At 53.0% G+C, this 16,729-nt stretch carries 18 protein-coding genes; 1 reads left to right on the forward strand and 17 read right to left on the reverse strand.

Annotated elements, in window-relative coordinates:
• Positions 1-8 precede the first annotated feature (8 nt).
• The 11 genes from DOLE_RS02665 to DOLE_RS02715 all read right to left on the reverse strand — a co-directional run bounded on the left by DOLE_RS02665 (position 9) and on the right by DOLE_RS02715 (position 9,307).
• Entirely contained in the window at positions 9-902 is an 894-nt protein-coding gene (locus tag DOLE_RS02665; RefSeq protein WP_012173955.1) for a glycosyltransferase family 2 protein, read from the reverse strand.
• 50 nt (positions 903-952) lie between these two features.
• The gene (locus DOLE_RS02670) at positions 953-1,690 is read right to left on the reverse strand and encodes an FkbM family methyltransferase (RefSeq protein WP_012173956.1); all 738 of its coding nucleotides are present in this window, start codon (positions 1,688-1,690) and stop codon (positions 953-955) included.
• Positions 1,691-1,729: 39 nt separating this feature from the next.
• Complete coding sequence (locus tag DOLE_RS17830) at positions 1,730-2,836, reverse strand: glycosyltransferase family 4 protein (RefSeq protein ID WP_012173957.1); 1,107 nt, start codon at positions 2,834-2,836, stop codon at positions 1,730-1,732.
• A 21-nt stretch (positions 2,837-2,857) separates the two neighbouring features.
• Positions 2,858-3,610: a hypothetical protein gene (locus DOLE_RS02680; RefSeq protein WP_012173958.1), complete on the reverse strand. Its 753-nt coding sequence runs from the start codon at positions 3,608-3,610 to the stop codon at positions 2,858-2,860.
• 1 nt (position 3,611) lies between these two features.
• The gene (locus DOLE_RS02685) at positions 3,612-4,262 is read right to left on the reverse strand and encodes a hypothetical protein (protein ID WP_012173959.1); all 651 of its coding nucleotides are present in this window, start codon (positions 4,260-4,262) and stop codon (positions 3,612-3,614) included.
• Positions 4,259-4,474, reverse strand: a complete 216-nt coding sequence (locus DOLE_RS02690) for a hypothetical protein (RefSeq protein WP_041280314.1) — start codon at positions 4,472-4,474, stop codon at positions 4,259-4,261. The genes DOLE_RS02685 and DOLE_RS02690 overlap by 4 nt, the downstream gene beginning before the upstream one ends.
• A gap of 1 nt (position 4,475) precedes the next feature.
• On the reverse strand, positions 4,476-5,381 hold the full coding sequence (locus tag DOLE_RS02695; protein ID WP_041280315.1) for a methyltransferase domain-containing protein: 906 nt from the start codon (positions 5,379-5,381) through the stop codon (positions 4,476-4,478).
• Positions 5,382-5,479: 98 nt separating this feature from the next.
• Entirely contained in the window at positions 5,480-6,829 is a 1,350-nt protein-coding gene (locus tag DOLE_RS02700; protein ID WP_012173961.1) for a flippase, read from the reverse strand.
• A gap of 7 nt (positions 6,830-6,836) precedes the next feature.
• Positions 6,837-7,388, reverse strand: a complete 552-nt coding sequence (locus DOLE_RS02705; RefSeq protein ID WP_012173962.1) for a winged helix-turn-helix domain-containing protein — start codon at positions 7,386-7,388, stop codon at positions 6,837-6,839.
• Between the two features lie 234 nt (positions 7,389-7,622).
• Positions 7,623-8,339: a glycosyltransferase family 2 protein gene (locus DOLE_RS02710; protein ID WP_012173963.1), complete on the reverse strand. Its 717-nt coding sequence runs from the start codon at positions 8,337-8,339 to the stop codon at positions 7,623-7,625.
• A 2-nt stretch (positions 8,340-8,341) separates the two neighbouring features.
• Positions 8,342-9,307 (reverse strand): glycosyltransferase family 2 protein, encoded by a 966-nt coding sequence (locus tag DOLE_RS02715; protein ID WP_012173964.1) that lies wholly within the window; start codon positions 9,305-9,307, stop codon positions 8,342-8,344.
• Between the two features lie 138 nt (positions 9,308-9,445).
• On the opposite strand from DOLE_RS02715, the gene DOLE_RS02720 reads away from it, so the two are divergent.
• A complete protein-coding gene (locus DOLE_RS02720; protein WP_012173965.1) occupies positions 9,446-11,263 on the forward strand; it encodes a GspE/PulE family protein in 1,818 nt (605 codons plus the stop codon).
• Between the two features lie 90 nt (positions 11,264-11,353).
• Here DOLE_RS02720 and DOLE_RS02725 read toward each other — a convergent pair whose 3' ends face one another.
• The 6 genes from DOLE_RS02725 to dnaX all read right to left on the reverse strand — a co-directional run bounded on the left by DOLE_RS02725 (position 11,354) and on the right by dnaX (position 16,679).
• A complete protein-coding gene (locus DOLE_RS02725) occupies positions 11,354-12,538 on the reverse strand; it encodes a LysM peptidoglycan-binding domain-containing protein (RefSeq protein ID WP_012173966.1) in 1,185 nt (394 codons plus the stop codon).
• Positions 12,539-12,774: 236 nt separating this feature from the next.
• A complete protein-coding gene (gene murI, locus DOLE_RS02730; protein ID WP_012173967.1) occupies positions 12,775-13,560 on the reverse strand; it encodes a glutamate racemase in 786 nt (261 codons plus the stop codon).
• Positions 13,544-14,014, reverse strand: coding sequence for a YkgJ family cysteine cluster protein (locus tag DOLE_RS02735; RefSeq protein WP_012173968.1), 471 nt, complete (start codon positions 14,012-14,014; stop codon positions 13,544-13,546). Before DOLE_RS02735 ends, murI begins: the two co-directional genes overlap by 17 nt.
• Complete coding sequence (gene recR, locus DOLE_RS02740) at positions 14,004-14,603, reverse strand: recombination mediator RecR (protein ID WP_012173969.1); 600 nt, start codon at positions 14,601-14,603, stop codon at positions 14,004-14,006. The genes DOLE_RS02735 and recR overlap by 11 nt, the downstream gene beginning before the upstream one ends.
• Positions 14,603-14,914: a YbaB/EbfC family nucleoid-associated protein gene (locus DOLE_RS02745; RefSeq protein WP_012173970.1), complete on the reverse strand. Its 312-nt coding sequence runs from the start codon at positions 14,912-14,914 to the stop codon at positions 14,603-14,605. Before DOLE_RS02745 ends, recR begins: the two co-directional genes overlap by 1 nt.
• 52 nt (positions 14,915-14,966) lie before the next feature.
• Positions 14,967-16,679: a DNA polymerase III subunit gamma/tau gene (gene dnaX / locus DOLE_RS02750; RefSeq protein ID WP_012173971.1), complete on the reverse strand. Its 1,713-nt coding sequence runs from the start codon at positions 16,677-16,679 to the stop codon at positions 14,967-14,969.
• Between the last annotated feature and the right edge of the window lie 50 nt (positions 16,680-16,729).

Below are 16,729 nucleotides of genomic sequence, written 5' to 3' on the forward strand. Positions count from 1 at the left end.
CGGAACGGTTAAAAATAGACGGTCTTTATTTGCCATCGGCCCTCCATGTTCGTTTCTGCTTTCGAGATAACAGCGGCGCTGTATTTATTTTTCCAGGGTATGTGGAAGGCGTTTGACAGACGGCGGATCGGAGGCGCCTGTTTCAGACCCTGCCAGAAGGAAGCAATGCCGTTGCCGCGAGGCCAGTTGAACCGGTGCCGCATCTCTTCAAGGGATTGTCCGGCCTCACGAATATAAGTGTCTGTGCCGCGGCTTCGGTTGTTTTCGTGAACGCGGAAGCCGGCCAGAGGGTGATCCACGCCGTAAAGATCGGCATGAGAAAAGAATCTCGCCCACAGGTCAAAGTCGCCGGCCAGAGAGAACGCTGTCCGGACGCCACCGACCTTTTCCCATAATTCATGTCTCCAGAATGTGGACTCCTGCTGAATAAACCCCAGGCCGGAAAATGGCTTTGTAACGTAAAGCCCATCCAGAAAGGCCTGCCTGGAGAAACCGGGCATCTGTTTTGTCGAGATGCGTTGCCCCCGGCTGTTGAAAACTGTTTGCCTCAAGGTGGTCAGCCACGCTACATCCGGGAAATCCGCGAAAATGGTGCCTACTGTTTTTAAGGCATCCCTGCAATACATATCGTCACTATTCAACCAGGCAAAAACATCGCCGCCGGCTTTTGTAAAGCCTTTGTTGACCGCAAAATAATGCCCTTCATCGGGTTTGCTGGACCAGAAGTGAAGATAGGCGGCATACTTTTTGATGATCTCCAGAGAATTGTCGGTGGAGCCCCCGTCGATAATAATATATTCAAGGTTGGGGTAGCCTTGGGAGAGCACCGAATCAATGGTTGCCTCAAGGTAGCGGCCCTGGTTGAAGGAGGGGGTGACGATGCTGATTTTAGGCCATTGCATCCTGTGCACCATGCGTTCAGGTTAATAGGGACGGCCCGAAGGCGAACCCCTTATTTATAATGCGGGTGGTCGAAAATTTTTTCATCTTTCCTGCAGAAAAACAGGTCCATCTGCCACAGCGCCTTGTCGTGGTCCCTGAGCATGGGATCGGCCATGTCGTAGCAGCGAAAGCCCAGGTTTTCCATGTGAGCGCACATTTTGTGGAATCGCAGGGCGTTTTGGGAAATTTGAAAATTATAGACTTCCATGATGATGACGGAGGTTTTTTCAAGGGTCTGTTTTGCGCCCTTTAAAATGGGCAGCTCGTAGCCATGAGTATCAAATTTCAACAGAAAAGAGCCGCTCAGATTATGTTTTGCAACAATCGCATCAATTGTTCTTACCGGCACTCGCCTCGTTTCGCCGCCATGCCCGTTGATCGTACTGCCGTCCAGATCCTGGGCGATGGTAAGCGTTGCCGTATCCCCGTCGGTCTCTCCGGCCGCGCACAGTTCGAAAGAGAATTTCGGAAATCGACGGACGAGCCTGAGAAGTTCTTCTTTTCTTTCCACGAGCGGCTCTATGGCGACAAACGAGGCGGCGGGGAAGACCTTCATTGCCTTGAGGCTCCAGGTGCCGTTTGATCCGCCGATATCGACAACGCTGTCAATCCTGATACCATGGTCATGTATGCGTTCTATCGCTGAATTTATGTTAAAGTCATCAGCCTGGCGGCTGATAATTTTTGCACCGACAGGTTTCAGAATGCGATTGACCATGTTGACGGTTCTTAAAATGATTGAGTTCATAGAACTGTCCCGGGTGTTTTTGCGTGTTTATAATTGTTATTAGTTGCCTGAGACTTTTTTGTAAACAGCAAGGGTGTCTTGAGCACATTTTTCCCATGAAAACATCTTTATACGATCAAAGCCCTTTGCCTTCAGACGTTCGGCATGTTCAGGAGAGAAAACCACTTCTTCCATGGCAGACCGCAGATCCGATTCGCTTTCCGGGTCAAAGAGCCGCGCTGAATTCCCAACCACCTCCGGTATGGATCCTGTATTGGAACATACTACCGGACAGCCCAGGGCCATCGCTTCCAGCGGTGGGATACCGAATCCTTCGTAAAGGGATGGGTAGACAAAGACGCTGGCAGATGCATACAAACCCGCCAGAACGGAATCGTTCCCTTCCATATACTGAACGCAGTCCGGCGGGAGATTAAGGAGTGCCATTAAATCCTTCTCATGGGCGGTTATTTCACCACCGCCGAAGCATATGATCGGGACTTCGTTTCTCAACGATTTTGAAGAGGCATACGCACGCAGTAATAATTGATAATTTTTGTACCCGTCCCGGTGACCGACATATAGAATGAAGGGTTTCCGGCCCGTTATGGGATAAACAGCAGGGGTCGCGCCGGAGAGAGAATAGCCATGATACACCACAGAAGTTTTTTCTTCCGGCACACGCAGCAGTTCTATCAGATCCCGGCGCGTATTCTCAGAAACACATATGACATGGTCGGCACGGTTAACCGCAGCGGCCTTGATTTTTGTGGTGATATCCCGGCCCGGAAAATATTCAGCAAATTTTTCATGAATCATGTCATGAACGGTTATCAGGCCTTTTGCCGAATGTGGGCGATGATCTGTTCCGGAATAAAAGGTTTCATGGAAAATATCTAGGTCGCTTCTACGGGTTATCAATATTCGGGTTAAGGCATTGTTTATGCTTCTTCTAATATATCCTGAAAAAGGATAGTTTTTAATTTTTATCCCCCGGAGGCGGATATCAGAAGTCAGGTCCAGATATTCATTTATATGTAATGGCGCAAAAATTTCGATGCTGCAATCTTCCCTGGCTGACAGGTGTTTTGCAAGTTCATAAAAATATCTTGAAATACCACCATGCCGCTGAGCATGAAAGATATGGTAATCATATAGTATGTTCATCAAAAATTCCGCGCAGATTATTCAAGGAGGTGATTTAAAAAATTTGTTGATTTTTTTGAGTCGGTTATTCATCCGGGACCCACATATCCTTCCGAGGCGGAATACAATGCCTATATAAGGTTGCCATGGTTTCAAATGAGTTGTCGCTTTTGGGGAAAATCGGAACACCATGACAGGGATTTTCATGTTGCCGTACCGGTGGCGAAGGGCGGCCAGGCGGTGCTGCCCGTCACGGACAATGCTCTGTCCTTTAAAAAGAATGATATGCCTGCCTTCACGAGGATACCCGAAGTTTTCAATATTCGCCACTACTTGCACCAGTCGCTCTTTGTTGTTCATGCCGAGATAGCTCTTTTGTTCATAACAGAGGAATTTTTCATCCCCGGTGGCAAGAAAACGATATGCGGGTGTTTGCTTGACCGGCTTCACGGTGTAAATACCTAGGCGTCGGGAGCGATATACGATGCAACGCAAATCGTCGATATAGCGCTCTTCAATATCGATACCTTCAAGGTGTGCCAGAAGCGATCCACAGGTCAGTAAAAACATGGGATCAAACTGTTCCGCCGTGTAGGGAGAGAAACGGCCGGTGGCATCAAGGGCTTTTTTCATGCCCTCGGCGAGGTCAAGAAAGTCAGTTATAGTAAAATCAAGGCGTACCGGCCCGATATGCAGATGGATCGCTTCGCCGATATTGTCTTCAATTTGCAGCCTGTCAAGACCGGCGAGGCCGCCCTGCAGTTCTGCCAGAGTGATAACGGCGGGGTTGCTCATGTCAATAGTCCGTAAAATGCAGATGTTCTCTAATAATTTCCGTATATCGGCCCGTCTGCAACAAGGCCAGAAGGGACATGGAAAATTTAAAAAAAACCAGTCGGCTTATTTCAAGCATTTCGGTTTCATTCAGCCGTGCCATCAGGTGATCGATTCGGCGAATATATCCTTTCTCAAACCGGCGTTTGTCAAAAACACAGCGTGTCAGCAAATGGATCCACTCGCAGACAGGATTCAATCCGGGAATGTGCAGGCCGTCGACCAAATGATAGCCACAGGATGTCCAGGCTTGCGATTGAATGGTTTGATCCAGTGGAATCCATTCGCCTTTGTTAAGACTGCGGCAGGCCAGTTCGAAGTGACAATCAATAATAAAAGGCGCGTTGTTGTTTCTGTAAAACCGGAACGGGTGGACGCCATACAGGAATTTTTCATTTTGAAAAGGATGTGGCGTCCTGTGAAAGCCGGCCTGTGGCATCCATTTTTCAAGTTTTTCGCTGTCCTGCCATCGGACCAAAATGTCGATATCCTTGCCGCTTGAAAGACGGTCCGGAAGCTCGTTGTCAATATTGCGAAGAAGACGGAATGGAGGTCCTGAGTCCACCATGGCGGAACAGAAAGTCAGGATGTGGCTGGCGGGGATCAGATTCACACCAACTCCTTAATGGATTTTAAGTTTTTTTCCGCCACAAGAATGGCGCTGGCCAGAGAGAAAAAATCCTCAAGGGAGCACTCAAACCGGGCGCTTTCCGTTTGAATATGCACGACGGAAGATTCCCCTTCACAAACGGGATGATTCAATTCCACATTTATGGTTGCACCGGGCAGTGTGATTCGTGACAGGTCTTGCGTTTTTTCACCCATATTATACCTTTTCCAATACCAGAGCCCGCAATGGGCGGTTTATACGGGAGCCGAAGTTGAGAGACATATCTGGAACAGCCTGTCCGTCCAGAGTACATTCCATGATGGTGGCTCGCAATGAGGCACTGTCCGCCGTTGCCAGAACTCTTTCCGAAAGCGCCCTGCTGTCATAGATTCGTGCGAAATGGCCATCATCCTTTCCCCCGGGAAGTGACGAAGACGGGTCTTCTATACACATCGCCCGCTGGTCATAACAGCTTTCGGGTTTTATGTTCCAGACCTCCGCATAGCGGTCTGCAATAAAAAGAGGAAGAATACAGGCTCGGCCGCCGGTTTTGAGCAGCCGCGATATTTCAAGGACAAACCGGGCGTCCTTATCACCGCGGAAGTGCTCCACGGCATGATGACAGGCGATTTTTGTCACTGCCCCATCAGGAAGCCCGATTGCCGTAACATCACCTCCCACGAAGTTCACTCCCCCGCGCTTTACATTGCCGGTAGAATAGATTTGATCATTCACATAAAGGTTCCGGCAACCGACCACATTGCGAATATTGGATAAATACTCAGAGCGACCTCCGGCCGCATCAAGAACAATATCATCTTTTTGAATATTCAGCAGCATAGCTGAAAAGAAAAACTCCAAGGCCTTTTTGTGCGGATAACGGACATTCAGGAAACTGCTTTTCGCCCTGGTTAGCCATTGTCGGTAGCTGGCCGTGGAACAATCAAAAACAACGGCTGTATGAAGGCAGGTGTTTTCATACAGAGGGGAATGAACCTTTTCGATCGATCTTATTTCTTTGTCCAGTATGACATTCCATTGTTTCCGGCTTAAAAAAAAGTTTTTATATAAGGAAACGAGATGCTGTCTGGCGCGTCTGGGCATGTTTGGGCGGTCAGGCATGATGATATGTCCTCATATGAATATTATTACGGTGGTATAAATTTTCGTATGACAGGCCCACTTGCAAGGATACCAGGACCGCTGTTCCAGGCAGGCCCTTATTTTTGCTTTAACAGCCGGTTGATAAAAAAAAAGCTCTGGCACTGCATGCGAAACAAGGGCCTTGTTCTTTTATGCAAGGCATTGAAAAAGACGCTTGCACAGGCCAGTGACGCTATGGTGGCCCAGGCAGCGCCAACAATTCCCATTGTCGGGATTAAAACCATGTTTAGGCCGACGTTTAAAACCGCGCCTGATAGCGTTCTGTAAAAAGAATGTTTTTGAAGCCCTTCGATGAGAAACCACTTTCCACCGGCAGCCTGCAAGAAGAAGAAGATACCGGCCCAGATATGTATGGAGAGGGCAGTGCCGGCCAGGTGGTAGGCTAAACCAAACAGAGAGGTCACGATCCAGTCCGCAAATAATGTTATCGGAAGCGCTACGATACATGCCAGCGCCACCATTAAATCAAATAGTTTTTGTAAAGACTGGGTATACAGGTCTTCACTCTTTTTTTTCGCTTGGATAATAAATGGGAAAACCGATGCGGTAATGGTCATGGGAATAAAATACCAGACCTCACTGATTTGAACAGCGGCCGTGTAAAGGCCGACGGCCTCGTTTCCGACCATCTGTCCCAGCATGATCTGATCAATACGCATATAAATCAGGTACGCTATTCCCGCGAGAATTAATGGCCAACTGTCGCTTAAAAGGGTCTTGGCGCGATAGAGCCTCGGCCGCCAGGCTTTTATATCACCGCCGCGCCATGAATATATGACTATCAGGCCGGTCGCAATCACCAGGCCCTGGGCGAACAAGACCCATATAAAGGCGATCAGGGGCGCCTTGGCGAGAATAAGGCCGATTTTTACCGCTGAGACAAAAAGAAAAACGCCGCTTTCGGTCCAGACAACATACTTGGATTGAACCTGAGATTCAAACCAGTAACGCACCACGTCGGTAGCATTGAACACCATTAAAAAAGCCAGAATGGACACCGCAAGCTTTGCCATTCCGTCGTCCGGTTTTACAAAGCCAATAGTCAGCATCGTCAGACCAAAGGCGAACAGGCCGCCAAGTGCCTGCAGCGCAAAGGCCGTTCCCATGGTGGTATTGGTCTCGGAAGGGTTCTGCACCAGATCCCGCACGGCTATACCATTAAAACCCAGGCCGGCGATAACGGAAAACAGGGCGACAAAGGCCACGGCATAGCTCATGAGCCCGAACTGTTCGGGGCCCAGATATCGGGCTACCCAGATACTTACGATCAGCCCCACGCCCATTCGCAGAAATTTATCAAAGAACAGCCAGCTGATATTGTTCAGTATCCGCATCAAGTCCGGGCTCTGCTCAATTCTGCCGCGCAGTCCGTAAGGCAGATAGCTTAATGGGCTTTGAATTTTCAAGCGGCTGCTACCTCTGTTTTTGCCTTGTCCAGACCAGAAGATTCGGCCGGGTTACCAGCGTGGGCTCAAAGGATTTGAACTCTTCTATTGTTAATACAAGGGTGCGAATTTTTCGTTTGATGTAACGTTCGGTTTTTCTGCTCAAGTCGTTCAGGTGATAGGGGTCAATATTGCCCACCAGGATGAGGTCGATAATGCCGGTGTCTTTTCCTTCGGCATAATCATCAATGATATAGGCTTTTTCAAGGTCTCCCAGTCGTGTCAGGATGCTTTCAATAAGCTGGTCCAGCCCGAGAAATTTTCCGACCATGGATTTGAGCTCAGGGAAAAGCGGGTGTTTTGTGTTGGCCGCGTAAATGACACTGCGGCCGTTCTTCTCAGAGGTCAGCAGGCCGGTTTTCCTGAGCTGGTTCAGTTCTTCCCGCACGGCGTTGGTGGAAACATCCAGTTCCTTGGCCAGTTCGCGCAGGTAGGACCGGGCCTCTGGATTGAAGAAAAACCGCACCAGAAGCCGGATACGGGTTTTTGATGAGATGAGCCCTGAAAAAAGTGTGTCCATTCTCGATCTTTTTATGAGTAGTTTTTCTGTTCATAAAATATGCGGTATTTTCCGAACATTTGTCAAGGCTTTTTTCTGAGGAGGGTAACCATTCGGTTCCGCTACCGGGATGTTACACCCGGAATCGATAGAATTGACTGGCCACCTGCATTCGCCAGAGTGACAGTGGAGGTGGTGGATATGAGGGTATAAAGGGTGCTGTTGTTTATTGGGAGGGGGTACGCGGAAACAGGGTCAGAATCGGAACAGATTATATTTGACAATTACCCAGATCGCCCGGACCCCGTCGCGCCATCCGATTTTTTTGCCCTCCTGGTATGTCCGGCCGTAATAGGAGACGGGGACTTCGTAGATGCGGAGGTGCTTTTTGGCGATCTTGGCGGTAATCTCAGGCTCAAACCCGAACCGGGGTTCTTCAATGGTGATGCCCTCCAGCGCCTTTTTGGTGAAAACCTTGTAGCAGGTTTCCATGTCGGTCAGGTTCAGGTCAGTGAACATGTTGGACAGCAGCGTGAGAAACCGGTTGCCCATGTAGTGCCAGAAATAGAGCACCCGGTGGGTGCCGGAACCGGCAAACCGGGATCCGTACACCACGTCGGCCCGGCCCTCAAATATGGGTTGCAGCAGCACGGGATATTCTGCAGGGTTATACTCCAGATCCGCGTCCTGAATCAGGAGAATGTCCCCGGTGGCATGCGCAAGCCCGGTTCCAATGGCCCGGCCCTTACCACAGTTTTTTTCATGAAACACCCGCTTGATTTCCGGCGCGTCAAGGCCGGAAAGGATTTGCCGGGTGCGGTCGGTGGAGCCGTCATCAACGATGATTACCTCCTTCCGGTAGGGCACGTCCAGGACCCGCTCAACCACCTCCTGAACGGTTTCCTCCTCGTTATAGACGGGGATGATGATACTCAATAGAAGGTCAGGGGAGCAGGTCCGGCCGGAAGTCATCTTTACCTCTTAATCGACTCGCTTTTCAGGTCTTTGTTGGCTTCCATGTCGAACCACATGGCAAAAAGGATAAACTGGCTGGCCGACATGAAAGAGAACATGGCGGCCAGCGCGTTGATGGGGGGGATATAACCGGAGATGTACCATATGTAAAAAAGCCGGGCAAAAAGTCCCGCAGTCAGTGCGCCAAAGCCCATGCCCAGCAGGTAGAAAAAGACCAGTGGGTGGAAATCCTTGATAATGTATTTTTCTTTCATACGCCAGAAAAACCGCTTGAACAGCAGCCAGCTGATGGTAAAAACAACCTTTTTGATACGGATGCCCGACTTTTCCCCCACATTGTAAACAGGTTCCACCGGCACGTCCGCCACTCTGAAGTTGTCCACATTCAAAAGGATCATCAGGTCGTTGGGCTGGCCGTATTGTTTGTACATCCGGTCCCAGTCAATGGTGTTAAGGGCCTTGTTGCTGATGGCGGTATAACCGGACTGAAAGTCCGATATGTGCCAGTAGCCGGAAACGATCTTGGTTAAAAGAGAAAGAAAGGCGGTGCCGAAATACCGGATTTTGGGCATATGCCGGTAAGCATTACCGGAAAAAAAACGGTTGCCCTTTGTGTAATCCACCGCCCCGCTGGCCACCGGTTCCACCAGGGCCGGCAGGTCGGCCGGGTCCATCTGGCCGTCCCCGTCCATTCGCACCGCGATGTCGATATGGTGCTCAATGGCCCACCGATAGCCGGACACCAATGCCCCGCCGCATCCCTGGTTAACGTCGTGGCGCAGCAGCACCACCCGCCCGTCTTTTTTTGCCTGACCGGTTACGACGTCGGCTGTTGCATCGGTGCTGGCGTCATCCACCACAACAATGTGGTCCACCCACTCCGGCAGGGTGGAAAGCACCCGAAGAATCTGGGTGGTTTCGTTATGCGCGGGAATCACCACGCAAACGCTTTTGTTCTGATACATGGCAGGTGCCTTTGTCGTGTCCGGCCGGTATTTGCAATCTTCTTGAAATTTTAATACGATATGCTAACTAATGTATAGACACGCCGTGTTTTTTTCAAGGCTTTTGTTTTCAAACAGTCCGCGGAAACGGTGAGAACGATGATCGACGATTTTGAAAAACTGTTTGCCCCCAGAAAAGTATGCCAGATCCTGGTTGCCAGAAAGATGATCTCAAAGGAAACCGCCGAAGACCTGCTCAAACGGTATGGCGGGGTGAAGTCAAAACTGGAAAAGGCCCAGAGTGCCAGGCTGGCCGCTGCTCCGCCGGGCATAAGGATCAACAATCCCATCACCATCGTGGATGTGATGGTGTCCATGGGGCTTTCCAGGGCCGACACCGAGGTGGGGGAACTGGATGAGGATGCGGTGTTCCAGGCTCTGGCCGAGGAGTGGGACGTTCCGTTTAAAAAAATAGACCCCCTGAAGCTGGACCTGGAGTTGGTCACCAACACGATTCCCCGTTCCTTTGCCATGAACTATCTCTCTTTGCCCATTGCCGTTGAAAACGGTGAGTTGATTGTGGCCACCCCCAACCCGTTCAACACCACGGTAATGGATGATATTGCCCGGGTGGTACACCGCAGGGTGGTGCCGGTGGTCAGCACCAAGTCGGACATCATTCGTACCATTAACGAGTTTTTTGGTTTTAAAAAATCCATTGCCGCCGCTGAGACGCAGTTCGCGGCCCCCACCGTGGACCTGGGCAACCTGGAACAGTATGTGCGCCTGGCCGGTGAGGGTGAGCTTCCTTTAAATGACAGCCACATCGTCAACGCGGTCAACCACCTGTTTTCTTACGCACTGGATCAGCATGCCAGTGATATTCATATTGAGCCCAAGCGGGACATCACCATGGTGAGAATGCGTATCGACGGTGTGCTGCACACCATTTACAAGATACCCAAGAAAGTTCACTACGCCCTGGTGAGTCGTATCAAAAACCTGGCGCGCATGGACATGGCTGAAAAGCGGCGGCCCCAGGACGGTCGCATCAAAACCGACAAAGGGGGCAGTGAGGCGGAGGTTCGGGTCTCCACGATTCCCGTGGCATTTGGAGAAAAAGTGGTCATGCGGATCATGGACCCGGACATCCTGTTTCAGCCGCTGGAGGGCCTGGGTTTTTCCGCCGAGGAGATGAATATTTACCAGCAGATGGCCAACCGGCCCAACGGCATCATCCTGGTGTGCGGTCCCACGGGCAGCGGCAAGTCCACCACCCTTTACTCCACGCTGCGGTATCTCTCTACTCCGGACGTCAATATCACCACCGTGGAAGATCCCATTGAAATGGTGCATGAGGACTTCAATCAGATTTCGGTTCAGCCGACGGTGGGCATCACGTTTGGATCAATTCTGAGAAATATTCTTCGTCAGGACCCGGACATCATCATGATCGGTGAAATGCGGGACCTGGAAACCGCCCAGAATGCCATTCAGGCCTCGCTGACCGGCCATCTGGTGCTCTCCACCCTGCACACCAACGACGCTCCTTCTTCTATCATCCGACTGCTGGATATCGGGGTCCCCAACTTCCTGGTGCAGGCCACACTGGTGGGCGTCGTGTCACAGCGCCTGGTGAGACGGATCTGTCCTTACTGCCGGGAACCCATTGAAATAGATGCCGCTGAGTTTGAGACCATGGGCATTCAGACGGGGAAACGGGGGAAGCTGAAGTTGTACAAGGGTAAGGGATGCACCAAGTGCAGAGGCACCGGCTACAAAGGCCGGACCGGCATTTTTGAGCTGCTGCCATACACGGAAGCCATTCGGGCGTTGACCCTTCCCCAGACCGATATGGCAAAGATTCAGGCCAAAAGCAGGGAAGAGGGTATGATGACCCTGCGAGAAGCGGCGGTGAAAAAGATGCTGCGGGGTGAAACTACCTATCAGGAGGTGCTGCGGGTCACCTGGGAATAATACACCACCGCCGACATCGGGTGCTGTAACTGGACACAAAAAAAGCGGGAACAGTGCCAACCTGTTCCCGCTTGAAAAACAGAGTTTGACTTATAAAGGACTTCTAAAAGTCGCCCCCGCTTCAATCATGTCGTCGGAATTGGTGACCACCACCGTTGCTGTGGTATCAAGGGTCAGCAGCACCAGCAGCCTGCCGTATACGATGGGAGGCATGGCCACTTTTTTCCCACCTACCTGTTCGTTTTCCTGATAATAAACCTCATAGCGCTGTCCGGTGTATATTCCGTCTTTTTTGCCCCGGTTGATAAAGACAACGGCGTGTTCACCAAAAATTTTTGCCGGTGAATTAACACCGACGATGGTGCCGGTCAGTCCTTCCGGACTCTCTGTCAGGGGGATTTTCGGGGCCCGTTGTTCAAAAGGCATGATCAGGTCGCCGACGGTGATTTCCTGAAAGGACCTGTGAATATTGGCCACGGCGAAGTCTGGGGTAACAGCGGTGATTTCCGCAATTCCGGCAATATTGTATTGGTGCCCGACATATTTACCCGTGGTAGGATCATCCACGGGTGTGATCGGTTTGTAGATCCGGTAGGTGTTGCCACTGATAAAGGATGTGTCACCGGTCTGTTGAATATAGATGGTGTCGCCCTGACTCAGTAGTTTTCGGTCATACCCTTCCACCTTGAAAATTTTTCCCAGCTTGTAGGGATCCAAAGGGTTGCGCGACAGCACCGTTTTTTCCAGCCGCTGAATAAATCCCACGGAGTCGATGGGCGCAAATTCGAAGTATACTTGCTTTTCCACCGGAGGCTCTGGTGCGGCCTGCTCCTCTGGCATAAACTGAGCCACCGCCACTTCCTCTTCCGGCGGCGGTGGCGGCACCATTTTGTCCCGGTAGTCCGGCACATCGGTTTTCTGATAGAGCCGAATCTTCTGACCGGGATAGATGAGGTGAGGGTTGGTCAGATCCTTGTTCTGTCCCCACATGGCAGGCCACACCCATTCGGAATCGTAAAATTTTCTGGAAAGATCCCACAGGGTGTCCCCCGGCCGGACAGTGTAGTAAAACCCGGGTGCAAAGTCCCCGCCTTCCGGTTGATCCGCCTGCTCATCTTCTACAGCAAGCTGAGTGCCGGTTGTCGTTTCCTGAAAAACCGAAGTGTCCTCAGCCGGTGGTAAGGGGTCGGTTCCCGTGCCCTGAACAGTGGGCTCACCCGGTGCCACGGCGGCGGCATCGCCGGCCGATGGGGCTGCCGGCTCATTCTCAGCCATTGCTGCACCGTATAGGGTCGCAGTGAAAAACAGGCCCACAAGAAACAGAACGATGAATGAAAAGAGGGGTTTTTGATCTGGCATAATTCACCTGTCTGTGGTGTGTAGAACGGTTAATAATTTTTATGGCGCTGCTAATGCCTATAACCTACATTTTGTGGCCCGCAATTGTCAAGTTTTTAGTTTTTCTGGCAGGTTGGAGAAAAATTTCGAACGGTGTGCCGCCGGGAGAAAAATCACAGACTGACATGCTCCAGCGCCACCTCCCGGCTGAGAATCAGCTGGGCCGTGGTTTTGAACTGGGCCGTGATGTCGGATACCAGGAACCGGGCTGTTCCGGTTTTCGACAGTGAGGCCTCCATCGGCGGATGACCGTCGATAAACGCCTTGACCGACCGGGCCACGGCCGTGGAGGAGTCAATGATGGCCACCCGCCTGCCGATCTTGTGACCAATGGTCTTTTTTAAAATCGGATAGTGGGTGCATCCCAGGATCAGGGTGTCCACCTGCCGGGTTTTGAGCGGGTGAAGGTATTTTTTCACGATCATGGCGGTTTCCGGCTTTTTCAGCCACCCCTCCTCCACCAGGGGCACCAGCAGGGGGCAGGCCTGGGAATGGACCCTGGCGCCGGGCCGCTGTTCAAGAATTTTTTTTTCGTAAATACCGCTGTTGATGGTGGCCCGGGTGCCGATGACGCCGATGGCGCCGGTTTTTGAAAGCCGGGCCGCAAGGGCCACCGCCGGGGTGATCACTTCAAACACCGGAATGTCAAAGCGGGCGGTTACGGCTTCGGTGGCCACGCTGGAGGCGGTGTTACAGGCCATGATCACCATTTTTGCGCCGTGGGACAGCAGCAGCTCGGTGTTTTCCAGCGCGTACTTGATGACGGTTTCCGGGCTTTTCGCGCCGTAGGGGGTCCGGGCCGTGTCGCCGAAATAGAGGATGTCGTAACCGGCCAGTTCATCCATCACGGCCCTGGCAACGGTGAGCCCGCCCAGCCCCGAATCAAAGATGCCGATCATTGGTGGACCGCCCTTCAGAAACGGGTTGTTCCAAATGCCTGCTTCCGGCCGGCGGCAGGTCCGCCAGGTGCCGGCGCACACAGGCCCGAATGGTTTCCGGCCCCACACCGGTTTTAATGCCCGGGCACATCGAGGACATGATCTCCCAGTTGCCCGGATCGATCATTACGCTTTCAATGTAAGGCCATGCCCGGCACATGCGCGGTTTGACCGGATGAATGGTACACACCCTGTCCCAGAAGACGCAGTACCCGTCCGCTTTCTGGGCCAGCACCGGCCGGCTGCCGGAAAAGGCGCACCACTTTTCGACAAACTCTTTTGGATCGGTGTGAACATAGGCGGAAATGGCGGCGATATCTTCAGGGGTCACAAAAGTGCCGCCATATCCCCGGCAGCAGTCGCCGCACTGTTTGCACTCAAATATCTCTTCGGGTTGTGTATGATCAGAGGGCATAGCGTTTTTCCATGGCGTTTTTAAGGGTCACCGGGTCGCTGTACCGGACTTCTCCGCCGGCGGGCATGCCCGAGGCGATGCGGGTCACGGTAACAGGAAAGGGTTTTAACACCTCAACCAGGTAGGCGGCCGTGGCCTCTCCCTCCACCCGGGTATCGGTGGCGAGCACGATCTCTTTGACAATTCCTTTTTTTACCCGGTCCACCAGCTCCCGAATGCGAATATCATCAGGGCCGATGCCGTCCATGGGAGAAAGTACACCGTGAAGCACATGGTACACGCCCTTGAAGGCCGCCGTTTTTTCAATGGCCATCACCTCGGTGGGGCCTTCCACCACGCAGAGCAGTGAGGCGTTGCGGTCGGGATCGCCGCAGATGGCGCACACCGGGGTGTCGCTTAAGGTAAAACAGACCGAGCACATTCGGGTGTTTTTTTTCAGGTCCACCAGGCTGCGGGCCAGTTCGTGCACGGCCCGGTCCGGCACGTGAAGCAGGTGCATGGCCAGCCGCTCCGCGGTTTTCTGGCCGATGCCGGGAAGCCGGGAAAGGTGGGAAATCGCGTTGCGAATGGAGGGCGGATAGGGAAGCACTACATCAGTCCGGGAATGTTAAGGCCGCCGGTGAGTTTGCCCATTTCACTGTTCATCATCTCCTGGGACTTGGTCAGGGCGTCGTTGATCGCGGCCAGCACCAGGTCCTGAAGCATCTCCACATCCGCCGGATCCACCACCTCTTTTTCAATCACCAGGGCCGTGATCTGCTGGCGGCCGTTGGCGGTGGCCTTGACCATGCCGCCGCCGGCGGTGGCTTCAACGGTTTTTTCGGCCAGTTCTTCCTGGAGCTTTACCATCTGGGCCTGCAGTTTCTGGGCCTGCTTGAGCATACCTCCCATGTTTTTCATCTTTACTGACTCCTTTGTTCCCGGTGGCCGCTTGCCTTATCCGGATTTTATTCTATGTGTTTACAATAGTTCCACCAAAAATGTTCAGGGCCTCGGCAACCAGCGGGTCCGGACCCGCGGTCCTGGGTTTTTGTTTGTCCGGTTGCGCCGGCTGGGTGTCGCACGTATAGGTGACGGCAAGGTTTATATCGGTTTTAAAAAAATCACAACACACCTGTTTCAGGTTTTCCATGCTCTGTTCCCGGGCAAGGATGGCCTTGTTGGTCTGGGAACCGTATACCTTGATCTCCAGCCGGCCGCCCTCCATGGCGGCCAGGGTGCTGTTGCGCAGGTTGGCCCCCAGCAGGGGGTATTGTTCGTCGATTCTGGCCAGAATGGCCTCCCAGGTCCCTGCGTTGTCCAGGGGTACCGGGTCCGTGGTACCGGTTGCGACCGGCCCGGTTTCTTCTGGCAGTGGCGAAGCCGGCGGCGGAGAAGATGGCCGCGGTTGATTTTCCGTGGGCGCGGGCCTGGCCTGGGCCGGCCGGGACGCGGAAACACCGGCAGCACCGTCGGCGTTTCTTTCGGGTGCCGCGTCTTTGGAAGCCGTGGCAGGTGCATTGCCGTTGCCGGCCAGTTGGGCAAAGGATTTTCTGAGGGCGTCCACTTTTTGAATCAGCGTATCAATGGGCAGCACCGGTTTGGTGTGCAGCAGCTTGACAAAGACCATCTCCACGGCGATTTTCGGCTGGCTGGAAAACCGGACCCTGTCCTCTTCCGCCAGCATCAGGGCCATGGCCTGGCTTAAAAAGAGTTCGGTCACGTCGCGGGTCTGGGCCTGCATCTTTTCCACGGCCCAGCCGGGCAGGGACGCCAGGCGCTCGGCCCGGACCCCCAGCTTGACCATCAGCAGGTCTCGAAAATGGCCCAGCATCTCGGCGTAGAATCGCTTGATGTCGTGCCCGCCCCTGTAAACGGTATCCAGAATGTCCAGCGCACCTGTCATGTCGCCGGCCAGCACGGCCCCGGACAGGCCGAAAATCACCTCCCGGTCGATGATGCCCAGGGCTTCGAGCACCATTTCATGGGAAACCGGTCCCTGGGCGCTGCTCATCACCTGGTCCAGCAGGCTCAGGCTGTCCCGGACGCTGCCGCCCGCCTCGTGGGCGATCAGTTCAAGGCTCTTTTTTTCGATGGGGATGTTTTCTTTTTCGCACAGGGTTTCCAGGTGCGCCACCAGGGGATCAATGCCCACAAAGGAGAGGTCGTGGCGCTGACACCGGGAGAGAATGGTAACCGGAATTTTGTGGGGCTCGGTGGTGGCAAAAAAGAACATGACATGCGCGGGCGGTTCTTCCAGGGTCTTGAGCAGGGCGTTGAAGGCCGGGCCGGAGAGCATATGGACTTCGTCGATGATATAGATTTTGTAGGGGCTGTGGGCCGGCATGAACTTGACGTTGCCGCGAAGCTCCCGTACCTGGTCCACGCTGTTGTTGGAGGCGCCATCGATTTCAAATACATCGGTGGCGTTTCCCGACGCGATCTCCAGGCAGGAGCGGCAGGCGCAGCAGGGCGTGGGCGTGGGGCCCTTTTCGCAGTTCATTGCCTTGGCCAGAATCCGGGCGATGGTGGTTTTCCCGGTGCCCCGGGGACCGGTGAACAGAATGGCGTGGGCCACCCGTCCCGACGCAATGGCATTGGTCAGGGTGCGGGTCACCTGCTGCTGCTCGACAACCTCCTCAAAGGTCTGGGGCCGGTATTTGCGGGCAAGAACAAGATAGGACATGCTCGAAGCAAACTCCCTGCGCGGCGCATCGTATTGGATGACGGATGTCG

The sequence above is a fragment of the Desulfosudis oleivorans Hxd3 genome, assembly GCF_000018405.1.
In the GTDB taxonomy this organism is placed as follows: Bacteria; Desulfobacterota; Desulfobacteria; order Desulfobacterales; family Desulfosudaceae; genus Desulfosudis; species Desulfosudis oleivorans.

Excerpts from the sequence above, each read along its gene's own strand:
- DOLE_RS02665 (WP_012173955.1), bottom strand. The coding sequence starts at position 902 with ATGCAATGGCCTAAAATCAGCATCGTCACCCCCTCCTTCAACCAGGGC.
- dnaX (WP_012173971.1), bottom strand. The coding sequence starts at position 16,679 with ATGTCCTATCTTGTTCTTGCCCGCAAATACCGGCCCCAGACCTTTGAG.
- murI (WP_012173967.1), bottom strand. The coding sequence starts at position 13,560 with ATGATCGGCATCTTTGATTCGGGGCTGGGCGGGCTCACCGTTGCCAGG.
- DOLE_RS02735 (WP_012173968.1), bottom strand. The coding sequence starts at position 14,014 with ATGCCCTCTGATCATACACAACCCGAAGAGATATTTGAGTGCAAACAG.
- DOLE_RS02705 (WP_012173962.1), bottom strand. The coding sequence starts at position 7,388 with ATGGACACACTTTTTTCAGGGCTCATCTCATCAAAAACCCGTATCCGG.
- DOLE_RS02710 (WP_012173963.1), bottom strand. The coding sequence starts at position 8,339 with ATGACTTCCGGCCGGACCTGCTCCCCTGACCTTCTATTGAGTATCATC.
- DOLE_RS02725 (WP_012173966.1), bottom strand. The coding sequence starts at position 12,538 with ATGGCTGAGAATGAGCCGGCAGCCCCATCGGCCGGCGATGCCGCCGCC.
- DOLE_RS02690 (WP_041280314.1), bottom strand. The coding sequence starts at position 4,474 with ATGGGTGAAAAAACGCAAGACCTGTCACGAATCACACTGCCCGGTGCA.
- DOLE_RS17830 (WP_012173957.1), bottom strand. The coding sequence starts at position 2,836 with ATGAACATACTATATGATTACCATATCTTTCATGCTCAGCGGCATGGT.
- DOLE_RS02670 (WP_012173956.1), bottom strand. The coding sequence starts at position 1,690 with ATGAACTCAATCATTTTAAGAACCGTCAACATGGTCAATCGCATTCTG.
- DOLE_RS02680 (WP_012173958.1), bottom strand. The coding sequence starts at position 3,610 with ATGAGCAACCCCGCCGTTATCACTCTGGCAGAACTGCAGGGCGGCCTC.
- DOLE_RS02720 (WP_012173965.1), top strand. The coding sequence starts at position 9,446 with ATGATCGACGATTTTGAAAAACTGTTTGCCCCCAGAAAAGTATGCCAG.
- DOLE_RS02695 (WP_041280315.1), bottom strand. The coding sequence starts at position 5,381 with ATGCCTGACCGCCCAAACATGCCCAGACGCGCCAGACAGCATCTCGTT.
- DOLE_RS02715 (WP_012173964.1), bottom strand. The coding sequence starts at position 9,307 with ATGTATCAGAACAAAAGCGTTTGCGTGGTGATTCCCGCGCATAACGAA.
- DOLE_RS02745 (WP_012173970.1), bottom strand. The coding sequence starts at position 14,914 with ATGAAAAACATGGGAGGTATGCTCAAGCAGGCCCAGAAACTGCAGGCC.